Origin of the sequence: Klebsiella sp. RHBSTW-00215 (assembly GCF_014103785.1) — a bacterium.
In the GTDB taxonomy this organism is placed as follows: Bacteria; Pseudomonadota; Gammaproteobacteria; order Enterobacterales; family Enterobacteriaceae; genus Klebsiella.
Genome location: NZ_JABXQS010000001.1, coordinates 3426423 through 3441241, shown reverse-complemented (window position 1 = coordinate 3441241; position 14819 = coordinate 3426423). Strand labels below are relative to the sequence as shown.

At 53.6% G+C, this 14819-nt stretch carries 14 protein-coding genes; 12 read left to right on the top strand and 2 right to left on the bottom strand.

The window, feature by feature from the left end; all coding sequences use genetic code 11:
- The first annotated feature begins 2 nt into the window (after positions 1–2).
- The 6 genes from HV127_RS16265 to cobO all read left to right on the top strand — a co-directional run bounded on the left by HV127_RS16265 (position 3) and on the right by cobO (position 6582).
- Positions 3–1373, top strand: a complete 1371-nt coding sequence (locus HV127_RS16265) for an acyclic terpene utilization AtuA family protein (RefSeq protein WP_182237267.1) — start codon at positions 3–5, stop codon at positions 1371–1373.
- The gene (locus HV127_RS16260) at positions 1370–1687 is read left to right on the top strand and encodes a DUF4387 domain-containing protein (protein WP_110276833.1); all 318 of its coding nucleotides are present in this window, start codon (positions 1370–1372) and stop codon (positions 1685–1687) included. Before HV127_RS16265 ends, HV127_RS16260 begins: the two co-directional genes overlap by 4 nt.
- Positions 1688–1849: 162 nt before the next feature.
- A complete protein-coding gene (locus HV127_RS16255; protein ID WP_112214464.1) occupies positions 1850–3157 on the top strand; it encodes a dicarboxylate/amino acid:cation symporter in 1308 nt (435 codons plus the stop codon).
- A gap of 147 nt (positions 3158–3304) precedes the next feature.
- Positions 3305–4306 carry a glutaminase A gene (gene glsA, locus HV127_RS16250; RefSeq protein ID WP_182237265.1) on the top strand — a complete coding sequence of 334 codons (1002 nt, stop codon included), beginning with the start codon at positions 3305–3307 and terminating at the stop codon, positions 4304–4306.
- A gap of 11 nt (positions 4307–4317) precedes the next feature.
- A complete protein-coding gene (locus tag HV127_RS16245) occupies positions 4318–5970 on the top strand; it encodes a class I fumarate hydratase (RefSeq protein WP_182237264.1) in 1653 nt (550 codons plus the stop codon).
- 9 nt (positions 5971–5979) lie between these two features.
- A complete protein-coding gene (gene cobO / locus HV127_RS16240; RefSeq protein ID WP_181482997.1) occupies positions 5980–6582 on the top strand; it encodes a cob(I)yrinic acid a,c-diamide adenosyltransferase in 603 nt (200 codons plus the stop codon).
- A 218-nt stretch (positions 6583–6800) separates the two neighbouring features.
- Here cobO and HV127_RS16235 read toward each other — a convergent pair whose 3' ends face one another.
- Positions 6801–7703, bottom strand: coding sequence for a LysR family transcriptional regulator (locus tag HV127_RS16235; protein WP_110277294.1), 903 nt, complete (start codon positions 7701–7703; stop codon positions 6801–6803).
- Between the two features lie 391 nt (positions 7704–8094).
- Positions 8095–8775: an AraC family transcriptional regulator gene (locus tag HV127_RS16230; RefSeq protein ID WP_182237262.1), complete on the bottom strand. Its 681-nt coding sequence runs from the start codon at positions 8773–8775 to the stop codon at positions 8095–8097.
- 358 nt (positions 8776–9133) lie between these two features.
- Between HV127_RS16230 and otnK the strand changes: the two genes are divergently transcribed.
- The 6 genes from otnK to HV127_RS16200 are packed head-to-tail and all read left to right on the top strand — an operon-like array spanning position 9134 to position 14817.
- A complete protein-coding gene (otnK, locus tag HV127_RS16225) occupies positions 9134–10390 on the top strand; it encodes a 3-oxo-tetronate kinase (protein ID WP_182237260.1) in 1257 nt (418 codons plus the stop codon).
- On the top strand, positions 10387–11031 hold the full coding sequence (locus tag HV127_RS16220) for an aldolase (protein WP_182237258.1): 645 nt from the start codon (positions 10387–10389) through the stop codon (positions 11029–11031). The genes otnK and HV127_RS16220 overlap by 4 nt, the downstream gene beginning before the upstream one ends.
- 6 nt (positions 11032–11037) lie before the next feature.
- Positions 11038–11847 carry a DeoR/GlpR family DNA-binding transcription regulator gene (locus tag HV127_RS16215; RefSeq protein WP_182237256.1) on the top strand — a complete coding sequence of 270 codons (810 nt, stop codon included), beginning with the start codon at positions 11038–11040 and terminating at the stop codon, positions 11845–11847.
- The gene (locus HV127_RS16210; RefSeq protein WP_182237254.1) at positions 11828–12604 is read left to right on the top strand and encodes a TIM barrel protein; all 777 of its coding nucleotides are present in this window, start codon (positions 11828–11830) and stop codon (positions 12602–12604) included. The genes HV127_RS16215 and HV127_RS16210 overlap by 20 nt, the downstream gene beginning before the upstream one ends.
- A gap of 34 nt (positions 12605–12638) precedes the next feature.
- Entirely contained in the window at positions 12639–13451 is an 813-nt protein-coding gene (locus HV127_RS16205; protein ID WP_182237252.1) for a 3-keto-5-aminohexanoate cleavage protein, read from the top strand.
- Between the two features lie 19 nt (positions 13452–13470).
- Positions 13471–14817 carry a bile acid:sodium symporter family protein gene (locus HV127_RS16200; RefSeq protein ID WP_182237250.1) on the top strand — a complete coding sequence of 449 codons (1347 nt, stop codon included), beginning with the start codon at positions 13471–13473 and terminating at the stop codon, positions 14815–14817.
- The last annotated feature ends 2 nt before the right edge of the window (positions 14818–14819 follow it).

Here is a 14819-nt window from a genome sequence, read left to right as displayed (position 1 = left end):
AGATGGCTCGTACATTTAAGATCTTATCGCCTACGGCTATTCTGGGTTATGGCTTCCCGGAAGAGAGTTTTCGTAAAGCCATGGAAGAGTCGCCAGATCTTATCGCCGTTGACGCAGGTTCATCCGATCCCGGCCCCCACTACCTGGGGGCAGGTAAACCCTTTACCGACAGGGCCGGAGTGAAACGCGATCTGCGCTATATGATCGTCGCTGGCGTGAAAAACAACATTCCAGTCGTCATTGGCACCGCCGGCGGTTCTGGCGCGGCCCCGCATCTGGAGTGGTGTCGTCAGATAATCCATGAGATTGCGCAGGAAGAAAAACTGTCTTTCTCGATGGCGCTAATCCCATCTGATGTTGATAAAGAAGTTGTTCATCAGGCGCTGGATAACGGCAAAATTACCGCGCTGGATTTTGTTCCGGAACTGACTCACGAGGCTATCGAAGAGAGCACCTACATCGTCGCGCAGATGGGGATCGAACCTTTCCAGCGGGCGCTGAAAGCCGGTGCGCAGGTGGTTTTAGGTGGACGCGCTTACGATCCGGCCTGCTTTGCCGCCCTGCCAATTATGCAGGGTTTCGATGAAGGGCTGGCGCTGCACTGCGGCAAGATCCTTGAATGTGCGGCCATTGCCGCCACGCCGGGTTCCGGTTCCGACTGCGCCATGGGGATTATCGACGACCACGGCTTTACGCTGAAAGCGTTCAATCCAAAGCGTAAGTTCACCGAAACCTCCGCGGCGGCGCATACCTTGTATGAGAAGTCCGATCCGTACTTTCTGCCGGGCCCTGGCGGTGTGCTGAACCTGAAAGGGTGTACCTTCAAAGCCGTCAACGAGGGCGAAGTCTACGTCAGCGGTTCACGTCACGAAGAAACACCGTTCGCACTGAAGCTGGAAGGTGCTCGTCAGGTCGGCTTCCGCTGCCTGACCATTGCCGGAACGCGCGACCCGATCATGATTGCCGGGATCGATAACATTCTCGAAGAGGTACAAGCCAGCGTGGCGCGCAACCTCTCGCTGACTGACGACAGTATCCGCATGACGTTCCACCTGTACGGTAAGAACGGCGTGATGGGCAACCATGAGCCGATGAAAACCGCCGGACACGAGCTAGGGATTTTGCTGGATGTGGTCGCGCCAACTCAGGATATCGCCAATAGCGTCTGTTCGCTGGTGCGCTCTACCCTGCTGCACTACGGCTATGAAAATCGCATTGCAACTGCGGGCAACCTCGCCTTCCCGTTCTCGCCGTCTGATATTCAAAGCGGGCCGGTGTATGAGTTCTCTATCTATCACCTGATTGAAGCCAGCGACGCGCTGCGTTTTGATTTCCACATTGAACAGGTGACGCCAGAAGGAGTTCAGGCATGAAACAATCCATATGCTCGCTGGCGCAGGTCATTCGTTCCAAAAACGCCGGACCGTACGAACTGGTTTTAGATATTTTATTTAAAACCCAGGAAGATTATCAGCGGGTAAAACGTTCGGAACAATTAACGCCGCAGCTTATTGCTGGATTATATAACGTAAAGCCTGATTTTATTCATCGCATTGTGTGGTTTGATCCGGCTAATGCGGTAAAAATCGTCATGCCTCGCGATATTATTTCCGGCAACGTCGGTGACAATGATGTATATGGCGCGCAGCAGCACGCCCCATTATTAAGTATTGAGTTCGATCTGTAGAAAAAAACACAATAACAGCCATTGGAGCACCGAATTCAGCTGTATCACCGTGCTTCGAATTATCCATGCGGTTGGTCACAACAGGCGTGCGCCTGAGCTGCTGTGCTGGCTCAGGCGCACGTCACCCTACACCAAATCCAACCTTTATCCGATGGAGTCACAATGAAGAAAATTAGTTTAACCAAAATGATCATATTAGGCCTGATACTCGGCATGATTGCCGGGGTGGCTATTAATAATATGGCCTCGGCTGATACAGCAAAGTCGTACGCGCAGGATATTTCCATTTTTACCACCATATTTTTACGCATGGTAAAAATGATCATCGCCCCGTTGGTTATTTCTACTCTGGTCGTCGGTATTGCCAAAATGGGCGATGCGAAAACGCTCGGGCGTATATTCTCTAAAACCTTTTTCCTGTTTATTTGTGCTTCCCTACTGTCGATTGCGCTGGGTCTGGTGATCGTCAATATGTTCCAGCCGGGTGCAGGCATCAACTTCGTGGCCCACGACGCCGGAGCCGTCGCGGCCGTGCAGTCAGAACCGTTCACGCTGAAAGTGTTTATCTCTCATGCGGTGCCCACCAGCATCGTTGATGCGATGGCGCGTAACGAAATCCTGCAAATTGTCGTGTTCTCAATCTTCCTTGGCTGCAGCCTGGCGGCAATCGGCGAAAAAGCCGAGCCGATCGTGAAGGTACTCGACTCGCTGGTCCACGTAATGTTGAAGCTGACTGGCTACGTCATGCTGTTTGCGCCACTGACCGTTTTCGCCGCTATCTCCGGGCTGATTGCCGAACGTGGCCTGGGCGTGATGGTCAGCGCCGGGATCTTTATGGGTGAGTTCTACCTGACTCTGGGTATGCTGTGGGCGATCCTGATTGGCCTGTCGACGATGATTGTCGGTCCGTGCATTGGCCGTCTGACCAAAGCGATCCTCGAACCCGCGCTGTTGGCCTTCACCACATCCAGCTCAGAAGCCGCCTTCCCTGGCACGCTGGATAAGCTGGAAAAATTTGGCGTCTCTTCCAAAATTGCCAGCTTCGTTCTGCCGATTGGCTACTCCTTTAACCTCGTCGGCTCGATGGCCTACTGCTCGTTTGCCACGGTGTTTATCGCCCAAGCTTGTAATGTCCATCTCGGGATGGGCGAGCAGATCACCATGCTGCTGATCCTGATGCTGACCTCGAAGGGAATGGCGGGCGTGCCGCGCGCCTCAATGGTGGTTATCGCCGCCACCCTGAACCAGTTCAACATTCCGGAAGCCGGTCTGATCCTGTTGATGGGCGTCGATCCGTTCCTCGATATGGGCCGTTCTGCCACCAACGTCATGAGTAACGCCATGGGTGCAGCCATTGTTGGCCGTTGGGAAGGCGAACACTTCGGTGAAGGCTGTCGTGGCAAAGCGCCAGCCAAAACGCCGGAGCATGAACGTCCTGCGACCGAACCTTCAGAAGTTGCTCTGTCCTGACAACGAACCGTAGGCCGGATAAGACGCGCTAGCGTCGCCATCCGGCAATTATGCCACGTCAATGCCGGATGGCGGCGTGAACGCCTGATCCGGCCTACAGGATATTTCCGGTCTGGGTTCTCCCAACCACACCAACAGGGTTGCACCATGAATGTAAAATTTCTCAGCACGTGCATCTTAACTGCCAGCTTACTGTTTAGCGCCACGACACTGGCGCAGAACGCGCCGGATTACGCCAGTATTATCGAACAGGCGCACCAGAAATATAAAAGTAACCACGACGGTAAAGTCGCCAACTACATCCCTGCCCTGGCGACCTACAGTCCTGACAATTTCGCCATCACCCTTGCCACGGTCGACGGCAAAATTTATCAGGTCGGCGACGTGAAAAAAGCGTTTCCGATGGAGTCCCTGAGCAAAGTCTTCACGCTGGCACTGGCGATGGAGCAGCGCGGGCCGCAGGAGGTTTTAGATAAACTCGGTGCCAATGCCACCGGCCTGCCCTTCAACTCCGGCTTAGCGGTGGAATTAACCAAAGGGGCCCCTGAGAATCCGTTAGTCAATGCAGGAGCCATGAGCACCGTCAGCCTGGTTGAAGCAAAAGACAAAACCGATCGCTGGAATAAAATCCTCAACAATCTCAACGCCTGGGCCGATGCCTCACTCACCGTTAACGAGCCGGTATTCAAATCCGAAATGGAAACTAACCAGCATAACCAGGCGCTGGCGATGCTGATGAACTCTTATAACAGCTTCTATGGCGATACCCAGGAAGCCGTCGAAATTTATACCCGCCAGTGCTCGGTGGATATCACCGTTGAGCAGCTCGCCAAAATGGGGGCCGTACTCGCCAATAAAGGCCAATCCCCCTTCAACGGCAAGCAGTTGCTAAATGAAAACTATGTCCCGCAGGTGCTGGCAGAAATGGCCATCGCTGGACTATATGACGGCAGCGGCAAATGGCTGTACACCGTGGGCATCCCGGCGAAATCCGGCGTTGGCGGCGGAATGGTTGCCGTGGTGCCAGGACAATACGCCATTGCGGTCTACTCTCCCCCGCTGGATGAAGCCGGTAACAGCGTTCGCGCCCAGCAGACCATCGAATATGTCGCCCATGCGACCCAGGCCAATCTCTTTTTAGCAAAATAGTGAGACGTAAAATGTCTAAACCCTTTGTCTGGCAGGAACTCTTTGTTCAAAGCAAAGATAATACAGAGTATGAATTACTGAGCAGTCAATACGTTACGGTGACGGAGTTAGATGGGGAAGAAGTCATCAAAGTCGCGCCAGAGGCGTTAACTCTGTTATCTCAGCAGGCGTTTTATGAGGCTTCATTTTTCCTGCGCAGCGGGCATTTAAAACAGATTGCCAGCATTTTGCGCGACCCGCAGGCCAGCAGTAACGATAAGTACGTCGCTCTCCAGCTGCTGCGCAATGCCGAAGTCTCAGCCAAAGGCGTGCTGCCAAACTGCCAGGACACCGGCACCGCAACCATTGTGGCGAGTAAAGGCCAGAACGTCTGGACCGGTTGCGACGATGCCGAAGCCTTAAGCAAGGGCATCTACACCACGTTTCAGGAAAACAATCTTCGCTACTCGCAAAACGCGCCGCTGGATATGTACACCGAAGTGAATACCCATACCAACCTGCCCGCGCAGATTGACATCAGCGCTACGCCAGGCAGCGAATATCGCTTCCTGTTCGTCAATAAAGGCGGTGGCTCGGCCAACAAAGCGGCGCTATTTCAGGAAACCAAATCGATTCTACAGCCGGAGAAACTCACCGCTTTCCTGACCGAAAAAATGAAATCGCTGGGCACCGCCGCCTGTCCGCCGTATCACATCGCTTTTGTTGTGGGCGGCCTCTCCGCCGACCAGGCGCTGAAGGTGGCAAAGCTGGCCTCAACGAAATACTACGATAACCTGCCCACCGAAGGGAACGAATTAGGCCAGGCGTTTCGTGATACCGCGATGGAAACCACGTTGCTCAACGCCAGCCGCGAATTCGGCATCGGCGCGCAGTTTGGCGGTAAATACTTCGCCCACGATATTCGCGTCATTCGCCTGCCGCGTCACGGCGGCTCCTGTCCGATCGCCATGGCTCTCTCCTGCTCCGCCGACCGTAATATCAAAGCGAAAATCAACAAGCACGGCATCTGGCTGGAGAAACTGGAACATAACCCGGGTAAATTTATTCCCGAATCCTGCCGCGTGGAAAACAGCGGCCAAACCGTACAGCTCAACCTGAACCGACCGCTGCATGAGATCCTGCGCAACATGTCTACCCTGCCGGTCGGTACCCGATTGTCGCTGAGCGGGCCAATTGTCGTCGCCCGCGATATCGCCCATGCCAAGATCAAAGAACGTCTGGATAACGGCGAGCCGATGCCGGAATACATGAAAAACCATATCGTCTATTACGCAGGCCCGGCGAAAACCCCGGACAATCAGGCCTGCGGATCAATGGGGCCCACTACCGGCGGACGTATGGACGGTTATGTCGATGCTTTCCAGGCGGCGGGCGGCAGCCTGATCATGCTCTCCAAAGGTAACCGCAGCCAGCAGGTGACCGACGCCTGCCAAAAACATCGGGGATTTAACCTCGGCAGCATTGGCGGTGCGGCGGCCCTGCTGACGCAGCAGTATATCAAGAGCCTGCATTGCCTTGAGTATCCCGAACTGGGGATGGAAGCGGTGTGGATGATGGAAGTTGAAAATCTGCCCGCCTTTGTGCTGGTGGATGACAAAGGGAATAACTTCTTCAGCCAGTTTGAGCAGCAGCATCGCTGCGCAACCTGTCCGGCCGGACATTAAGGAGCGAATATGCAAGCGCGAGGAAATACCGACCGCCACCGCCTGCGCCAGCAGAAGCTGAAAGAGCAGGTCGATACCCGAGTGGCGGCGGCGACGGAGAAAAAAGGCGTTCTGATCGTCTTCACCGGAAACGGCAAAGGCAAGTCCACCGCCGCCTTTGGTACCGCGACGCGCGCCGTCGGGCACGGCAAAATCGTCGGCGTCGCGCAGTTTATTAAAGGCCAGTGGGATAACGGTGAATACAACACGCTGCATCCGCTGGGCGTGGAATTTCACATTATGGGCACCGGCTTTACCTGGGAAACGCAAAACCGGGAGGCCGATATTCAGGCGGCAACGGCGGTATGGCAGGAGAGCAAGCGCATGCTGGCCGACCCGCACTACGATCTGTTGGTCCTGGATGAGCTCACCTATATGCTGGCGTATCACTATCTGGATACAGAGGAGGTGATTGCCGCAATCGTGGATCGTCCGCCACAGCAGAGCGTGATTATCACCGGACGCGGCTGTCACGCCCGATTGCTGGATCTTGCCGATACGGTGAGTGAACTTCGCCCGGTGAAGCACGCGTTTGATAGCGGTATTCAGGCACAAGTGGGCATCGACTGGTAGTTTTATCCGATTCGCTTTTCTCCCGGCTCGCGCTGCGCTTAGCCGGGCTACGGGCCCACTGCCGTCTGCGGGCCGGTAGCCCGGACAGGCGCGTCAAGCGCCGCCTCCGGGAAATATGCCAAACCTGATACGTCTGCGCTGCTTCGTCCCGGTGGCGCTGCGCTGACCGGGCTACAGGTTCACCGCCGTCTGTGAGCAGGTAGCCTGAACCGGTGCCATCAAGTAGCCGACACCAGCGATTTATGCAATAACCAGTCGCGGAATACCTGTAAATGCCGGGATTCCGCTTTATCTTCCTGCCACGTCATAATAAAACGATTTCCGGTGCGAATCGGCACATCGCAAGGAATCACCATCTCGCCGCTATCGAGATCGTGCTGAATGGCAAAGCGCGGTAGCAGCGCCACCCCCAGATTCGAACGCACCGCCGCAATCAGCATCGATAGCAGGTCAAAACGCGGGCCGATATTAATCTGCGCGCTGGTGATATTCGACAACGCGAACCACTCCTGCCAGCCGTGAATGCGTGTGCTTTGATGCAGCAGCGGAAATTCACCCAGCAATTCCTCGACCGCCAGCTTTTGACCAGGGTCTGATAGTAGCCCGCAGCCGCATACCGGCAGGATCTCCTCTTCGAATAAGTACTCAACCTCCGTCCACGGCGAGCAAAAATCCTCGCGCATGATGGCGGCATCGTACTCACGGCTGAGAAAATCGCCAATATTAGCCAGCGAATGAATATTGACGATAATACCCGGGTTTAATTTATTAAACTCACGCAGATTAGGGATTAACCAGTGGGTGCTAAAGGTGGGGTTCACTGCCAGTTCAAGAACCTGCACCGTCGGCTGCCAGGTCATAATTGAATTGGTATCACGCTCCAGCTTGTTAAGCGTTTCCTTAACGATGGTCAAATAATGCTTGCCCGCCGCATTTAAAAAAATCCTTTTTTTCGCATGATTAAATAATGACGTATGGAGGAAATCCTCCAGCGCCGTGACTTGTCTGAACACGGCGCTTTGTGTTAAAGCTAACTCTTCCGCTGCTCGGGTATAGCTTTCATGGCGAGCCACAACTTCAAAGGTCACCAGCAATTCAGTTTTGGGGATTTTTCCTCTCATAACGTCTTCCATTTACGGCGTGCAAAAATTGTTTAAAGAATAAAAAAAGCGCGCAAGGACATCAGGTTATCCCCGAGAGTTATATTTTATTATCGCGTCAGATGTCATTGATCTATTCCATGATTAATGCATATTAGTAGTGATCAAATAATAACCAATAATACCCAGACATCTCAATAAACACAATTTAAACAGGGTGTCTGACCCGCAAATAGCGTCAATAAGTTGTCAATATTTTTTCACGTTAACTTGTTTATTATCGAAGTCATCCTGAGGGGGGAAAAAATTAATTTTCAGCTACCAGCTATAAATTAAAATTTTCAGCGACCGGGGACACATTATGAGTGCTTCAGGAAAAATCTGTCTTACCTTTATCCTGCCCCGGTATGGGCTATGACGATGACGAGAGAGACTGCTGGCGGAACGATTGTGGCGTAGTGCGATGTGCCATGCGGAACACTCGACAAAAGTAGCTGGTTTGTGCGTACTGAAGCTTTCGGGCGACGCCATCTATCGAATACGCAGGATCGCCAAGCAGTTCCCCGGCTCGCTGCATTCTCTTCTGGCTCACCCAGACTTTGAAATTCACCCCCTGCTGCTTTTTAAAAAAGCGACTAAAGTAATTGGCGCTCAGGCAAACATGTGCCGCTACCGATTCGAGAGACAACTCATCATATAAATGCTCATCAATATAACGTAGGGCAGAGGCCATTTTTATTTCATGCGGTGCACGTTGCGTATAATAAAAATCACTATTTCGGCGAGATTGCTTATTCGCGATCGCTTTTATCCCCTCAACCGGCGTGACGTTATTCACAATAAAATGAAGTAATCTTTCTGCCGCCAATCGATGACTATTGTCGGTGGCCTTACTGTGGTCACAAATAATATATCCCCACATTTTTTCAAAACACATGAGGGGCAGTGAAAAGAAATTTAACCCTGCATAGCGGTCAGGCAATCGCTCCCCGCGGGTATCAATCACCACGGCGACCAGACCGGTTGCACGAGAAAAGGTCGTTGCCAACGAAGAGAAAAACCGGTGTTCATCATCCCTGTCTCTTTGCTGCACATTATTCTCCAGTAGCCTGATAGTCAGCCGCTAATATGCAGAATTTAGCGCATCAAAAGAATGACCTTAAACGCAAAAAATAATCTCATTTTCGCAGATGAATATGATCAAAATGCATGATCAACCCAATGTTCATGCAAACGTCCCTAAACAACCCTTCTCAAACTTTAACGAATATTCACAGAATGTTGTGAGCATGATTCTGTCACCGAAGAAGCAATAACTATTATATTTCAAATGATTACATATTTTTAATACATTTACATGATGTTCTTGTTTGTGAGAATCATCATGTGAATGTGAAAGCGACTACTGAATAATATGCTCAATCAGTAAACAATTTGAACGGAGTGGAGTCATGGCCGTCACAACAGGGGTTATCGCCGACGATTTTACCGGCGCAACGGATATCGCAAGTTTTATGGCACAACAGGGCTGGCGAGTCGCGCTATTGCCCGGAATGCCCGACCTTACGCAGCAGTGGAACGAAGAAGTTGATGCCATTGTTATCTCGCTGAAAAGCCGCTCTCTGCCCGCAGAGCAGGCCGTCGCCCAATCGCTGGCTTGCGCCCGGTGGCTAAAACAAAACGCAGGCGTCAGGCAAGTCTATTTCAAATACTGCTCAACGTTTGACTCCACACCACACGGCAATATTGGCCCGGTGAGCGATGCCCTGATGGAAGCAATGCAGCTCCCGCTTATCGTTCATTGCCCCGCTCTGCCGCAAAACGGACGCACGGTGGTGCACGGTCATCTGTTTGTCAACGGTGTTCTATTGAACGAGTCCGGCATGGAAAAGCATCCGCTTAATCCGATGACCGATGCCAATTTGTCACGCCTGCTGTCCGCGCAAACGCCAAACGCCGTTGGCAATATTGATCTCAATACCATTCGCAGCGGTGTGCAAGCAGTCACTTACACGCTGACCAGCCTTAAAGCTGAAGGAAAACGCCACGTGATTGTCGATACGCTGGACGAAGCCGATCTCCACACGCTAGCCCAGGCGCTGCACGACTCTCCCTTGTTAGCCGGAGGTTCCGGGCTCGGCGGCGCGCTGGCCGCCAACGCTGGTGCTCAGCAGACATCGCCACCACAGGACTTTCCGCGCCCCGTCAAAGCGGTGGTCTTTTCCGGGAGCTGTTCGGCGATGAGCAACCGTCAGGTCAATCGCTATAAAACGGCAGCGGCCTCTTGTTTGCTCGACGTAGCACGTTGCCTGTCGGACGCCGAACGCTATACCGATGAGCTATCGCAGTGGGCCATGTCGCATATCAGCGACCCACATGCGCCGCTGATTTACGCCACCCAGCCACCTGATGCGCTAAAACGCATTCAGCAAGAGTATGGCGAGCAGCCCGCCAGCCAGGCGATTGAACATACGTTTGCCCGGCTGAGCGCGAAGCTCCAGGCCGCAGGCGTGAACACCTTTATTGTTGCTGGTGGCGAGACATCCGGCACCATCGTGGAAGCGCTACAGGTAACGCGACTGTCCGTCGGCAAGGCCATCGCCCCGGGGGTTCCATGGGTCTTCTCCGCCGAACTGGCGCTGGCGTTGAAGTCAGGCAATTTTGGCGACGAAGATTTCTTTTTTACCGCCCAGGAGTACACATCATGAGCCAGGTGAGTGAGCAACAACTTCGCGAGCAGCTCGTCCATTATGGTCGCTCTCTATTTATGCGCGGCTACAGCAGCGGCGGTTCCGGCAACCTGAGCGTTAAGCTCGCGGATGGCGGTTATCTGGTCACCCCAACCAACTCCTGTCTGGGAGAACTTGACGCCGCAACGCTGAGCAAACTGGATGCCAACGGCGTGCATCTCAGCGGCGACAAACCGTCGAAAGAGGTGCCGATGCATTTGGCATGGTATCGCCACCGTCCCTCCTGCGGAGCAGTGGTTCATCTGCATTCGCCGTGGTTGACCGCGCTCTCTTGTCTGCCATGTGAAACACCGGAAAACTGCCTGCCGCCGCTAACGCCATACTACGTGATGCGCGTCGGAAAATTACCGCTGCTGCCCTACTTCAAACCTGGACATGAAGGCATTGCCAGCGCGCTTAGCGAAATCGCCGCTGACCACACGGCGGCGCTGCTGGCCAACCACGGCCCGGTCGTCAGCGGTCGCTCGCTGCGCGAAGCGGTATTTAACGCCGAGGAGCTGGAAGACAGCGCCCGCATCTGGTTGACCTTAAAACCGCTCGGTTACGTACCGCTTTCAGAAGAAGCGGTAGCCGAACTCGAACAATCCCGGCGAGCGTGAGATGAGATGATGATCCCCGAACAACGACGTGACTTTATCTATCGCTACGTTCATGAAAAAAACGTCGCCTCATTTAATGAGCTGGCGGACTTGATGAGCGTGTCGCATATGACCGTGCGCCGCGATATTCAACTGCTGGAAGAAGAAGGCAAAGTTATCTCGATTAACGGCGGCGTGAAGCTCAATAACCTGCTGAAGTCCGAGCTGCCGTGGCGGGAAAAGGCGGAACTGCATCATGAGGTAAAACGCAAAATGGGTCAGCTTGCCGCCATGCTGATTGAACCGGGGCAAACGCTGTATCTGGATGCCGGAACCTCGCTGTTCGAAGTAGCGAAAGCGGTGGCCGCCAGCCACTGTTTTAACCTGACCGTGGTGACGAACGACTTCTCCATCAGCCACTACCTGATGGACATGCCGCATATCACCCTCTATCACACAGGCGGTCTGGTGGATCAGCGCAACCGCTCAAGCCTTGGCAAAAGTGCGGCCAGCTTTTTACGCACCATTAATATCGACGTGGCGTTTCTCAGCTCATCGTCGTGGGATACCGAGCGCGGCATGTCGACCCCCAGCGAAGGCATAGCCTCGGTCAAAGAGGCGGTGCTCACCGTTTCCCGCCGCCGGGTACTGGTCTGCGACAGCAGTAAATTTGGCAAGTACGGGATGTTCCATATCTGCGGTCTGGATCAGCTAACCGATATTATTTCTGACAATCAGCTGCCGGATGACGCGCAACAAGCCATCGCCAATCAGGGGGTAAAACTGCACCTGGTCGATAGCCGGGAGGGGAAACATCATGCTGAAATTAGCGGCTAACCTTGACTGGTTGTTTACTGAATTGCCAATAGCAGCACGCTTTCAGGCGGCAAAAGACGCGGGTTTTCGCGGCGTGGAGGGGCTGTTTCTCTGGCAGCATCCGCTGGAGACGTTGCTGGTAGCTCAAGGGCAAACCAGCCTGCCGGTAGTGCTAATGAACGCCCCGGCAGGCCACTGGCAGCAGGGTGAACGGGGGCTGGCGGCGTTACCGGGCCGCGATGAGGAGTTTCGCTACAGCCTGAATATGGCCCGGGAATATGCCACAGCGTTAGGCTGCCGCCGGGTTCACGTGATGTCGGGCCTGCGCTGTGATGATCTTACCCTCAACGCTCAGCGCACTCTTCTGATCGCCAGATTGCGCAGCGCCTGTGATGTAATGGCGGAAACGGGAATTGACGTACTGATTGAGCCATTAAATCCGCAGGATATGCCGGGCTATATGATTGATAACTTCCCACTGGCCGAATCCATTATTCGCGAGGTCGGCCGGAAAAACATCGGCTTGCAGTTTGATATTTACCACTGCCAGAAAATTCACGGCGATGTGGTAAAAAATATTGAATGTTATTTCCCATTGATAAAACACTTTCAGATTGCCTCTGTTCCTTATCGTCATGAACCAGGAACGGGAGAATTAAATGAAAAGTGGATTTTCGATTTTATTGCACAACTGAATTATCAGGACTGGATCGGCTGTGAATATCAGCCGTCAACATCAGGACCTGAATCATTACGCTGGATAACGCCTTACCTATAATTTTAATATTGCTATCTCTGTACCGGAGGAATATATGTCGGATACCGTTATTATCTCGCTGGCGCCCGTGGCCGCGGATTGCCCCAGAGTGATACCTGAAGAACTGGCGCAGGAAATACTCGCCAGCGTAGAACACGGCGCGGCCATTGTTCATTTACACGTTCGCGATCAACAGGGACACCTGACCCCGGACACCCGCGATTTTCAGGCGACCATCGACTGCGTGATGCGCCACTCAGACCTGATTATTCAGGCCTCAACCGGCGGTGTTTCAGCGATGTCCATCGCTGAACGCTGCGCCCCGCTGACCTGCCCCGGCGTGGAAATGGCCTCGCTGAACGTCGGCTCCGTCAATCTCGGCGATGTGGTCTATTTTAATCCCGGTCCGGATGTCGAATATTGCTCCCGGCAAATTACCGCGCGCAATATTATTCCGGAATTTGAAATTTTCGAAATTGGCATGATTAATAACATCCTCGCACTGCAAGATAATATTAAATTTAAACAGCCGATGTTATTTAATATCGTCCTGGGACATCGCGGCAGCACCCCTGCCACCGTTGATGCCTTAATTGCTCTGCGCAGTATGATCCCGCGCGATGCGTTATGGGGAATTACCCATTTCGGCAGAAAGAACTTCGATATTATTGCCGCTGCGGTTGGCATGGGTGCCAGCGAAGTGCGTATCGGTTTTGAAGACAGTTATTATTTAAGCGCTGAAGAACGCGCTGAACATAATTACCAGCAGGTCGCCAAACTTGCCACGTTGATTCGTAGCATGGATAAAAAAGTCGCCACGCCAGAAATCGCGCGGCAAATGTTAGCCATTCCGCCCCGGCAGCAATAACGAGGAAGGACATTTCATTATGACTATGACGAGCGTTATACATAAAGCCGGGCTCGGCGTCAGCATCGCAGGTATCGCGCTGGCGGCGATTGGCGCGATGATGCAATCTCCCGCTCTCTGGCAGCCCGGACTGGTGATGTTCACTGCCGGGTTTGCGGCAGGCGCGGGTTACTGGCCGGGTTTGCGCAGCTATCAATTTACGTTGTGGATCATCGCCGGTTTTGTCGCCGCGATGACATGGTCTACAGACCTGATCGTCTGGGGCGGTTTCAATATCACCCATAAATGGATCGTGTTTTTGGTTATCCAGGCCACCATGTTCAGCATGGGCACCAAGTTGACGATCCAGGATTTTATCGACGTCGCCAAAATGCCGTGGGCGGTATTTATCGGCACCTTCTGCCACTTCGTGATCATGCCGCTACTTGGCCTGAGCATTACCCTGATCTTTGATTTTCCGCCTGAAGTGGCGGTGGGTATTCTGCTGATCGGCGCCTGTCCGAGCGGCCTCTCTTCGACGGTAATGGTGTATATCGCTAACGCCAACCTGGCGCTGGCCGTTTCCATCGCCGCGGTTTCGACGCTGGCGGCAACAGTGATGACGCCGCTATGGGTGAATTTGCTGGCCGGTTCCATGATCGATATTCAGCTCACCGCGATGGTGATGGACGTGGTGAAAATCGTGCTCATCCCTATCGGCGCGGCGATTTTACATGACTACCTGAAAACATACGCTGGCGTACGCGGCCGTCGAACCGTGCAGATTCTGGCCGGGATTGGCGCTCTGTGGCTGCTGTATATGAGCGCCGGTGGCTGGGACGCACAATTCGGCTCCGCCAGCGCAGAAGCGCAAATGTACGCGGTGGTGCTGAATTTTGTCGCAGGCGGTCTCGTCTGGGCGCTGTTCTACAACTGGCTGTACGGTCGCGTCGAGAGCATTAAGAAGATTATGCCGACCATCTCAATGATCGGGATTATTTTCTTCACGACTACTGCCGCTGCCGCAGGGCGCGACAACCTGGTGCAGGTCGGCTTCCTGCTCTGCTTCGCCATGCTGATGCATAACCTCGGCGGCTTCCTGATTGGCTACCTGATGAGCCGCTGGATCTTCCGCATGGATGTACAGTCCGCCCGCACCGTGGCCTTTGAAGTCGGCCTGCAAAACGGCGGCATGGCGTCAGGGCTTGCCGCAGCCATGGGCAAACTGGCGACCGTCGGCCTTGCCTCGGCGGTAATGACCCCGCTTGGCAACGTCAGCGGCTCGCTGCTCGCCAACTACTGGCGCAAAAAAGATGCCCGCCAGGCACAGGCGGCGGCCGCTCAACAGACACATCAGCCCGTTTCTGAACATCTTTCAAAAGGATAATT

Bases quoted from the DNA above. Each gene is read 5' to 3' on its own strand.
- HV127_RS16210 (WP_182237254.1), top strand. From the start codon at position 11,828: ATGCTGAAATTAGCGGCTAACCTTGACTGGTTGTTTACTGAATTGCCA.
- HV127_RS16260 (WP_110276833.1), top strand. From the start codon at position 1,370: ATGAAACAATCCATATGCTCGCTGGCGCAGGTCATTCGTTCCAAAAAC.
- HV127_RS16265 (WP_182237267.1), top strand. From the start codon at position 3: ATGGCTCGTACATTTAAGATCTTATCGCCTACGGCTATTCTGGGTTAT.
- HV127_RS16205 (WP_182237252.1), top strand. From the start codon at position 12,639: ATGTCGGATACCGTTATTATCTCGCTGGCGCCCGTGGCCGCGGATTGC.
- HV127_RS16245 (WP_182237264.1), top strand. From the start codon at position 4,318: ATGTCTAAACCCTTTGTCTGGCAGGAACTCTTTGTTCAAAGCAAAGAT.
- HV127_RS16215 (WP_182237256.1), top strand. From the start codon at position 11,038: ATGATGATCCCCGAACAACGACGTGACTTTATCTATCGCTACGTTCAT.
- glsA (WP_182237265.1), top strand. From the start codon at position 3,305: ATGAATGTAAAATTTCTCAGCACGTGCATCTTAACTGCCAGCTTACTG.
- HV127_RS16235 (WP_110277294.1), bottom strand. From the start codon at position 7,703: ATGAGAGGAAAAATCCCCAAAACTGAATTGCTGGTGACCTTTGAAGTT.
- otnK (WP_182237260.1), top strand. From the start codon at position 9,134: ATGGCCGTCACAACAGGGGTTATCGCCGACGATTTTACCGGCGCAACG.
- cobO (WP_181482997.1), top strand. From the start codon at position 5,980: ATGCAAGCGCGAGGAAATACCGACCGCCACCGCCTGCGCCAGCAGAAG.
- HV127_RS16200 (WP_182237250.1), top strand. From the start codon at position 13,471: ATGACTATGACGAGCGTTATACATAAAGCCGGGCTCGGCGTCAGCATC.
- HV127_RS16255 (WP_112214464.1), top strand. From the start codon at position 1,850: ATGAAGAAAATTAGTTTAACCAAAATGATCATATTAGGCCTGATACTC.
- HV127_RS16220 (WP_182237258.1), top strand. From the start codon at position 10,387: ATGAGCCAGGTGAGTGAGCAACAACTTCGCGAGCAGCTCGTCCATTAT.